Genomic DNA, 289 nt, shown 5'->3' with positions numbered 1-289 from the left:
CAATCGAACCCGGAGATAGCTGGTTCTCCTCGAAATAGCTTTAGGGCTAGCCTCGTATTAGTTTAGCGGAGGTAGAGCACTGAATTTCCTAGGGGGCGTCAAAGTCTACCGAAGAATATCAAACTCCGAATGCCGCATAAATGATGTACGGGAGTCAGACTGCACGAGATAAGTTGGGTAGTCAAAAGGGAAAGAGCCCAGACCTACAGCTAAGGTCCCAAAGTGTGTGTTAAGTGGAAAAGGATGTGGGATTTCGAAGACAACTAGGATGTTGGCTCAGAAGCAGCCA

At 47.8% G+C, this 289-nt stretch carries 1 rRNA gene; it reads left to right on the top strand.

The annotated features are described in order from the left end of the window. A 23S ribosomal RNA gene (locus tag WS40_RS11090) occupies window positions 1-289 on the top strand; the annotation flags it as partial.

This window comes from Ruminococcus sp. N15.MGS-57, assembly GCF_000980385.1.
In the GTDB taxonomy this organism is placed as follows: domain Bacteria; phylum Bacillota; class Clostridia; order Oscillospirales; family Ruminococcaceae; genus Hominimerdicola; species Hominimerdicola aceti.
Note: the sequence above shows the minus strand (reverse complement) of the source record. Positions and strands in the feature narration are given on the sequence as shown.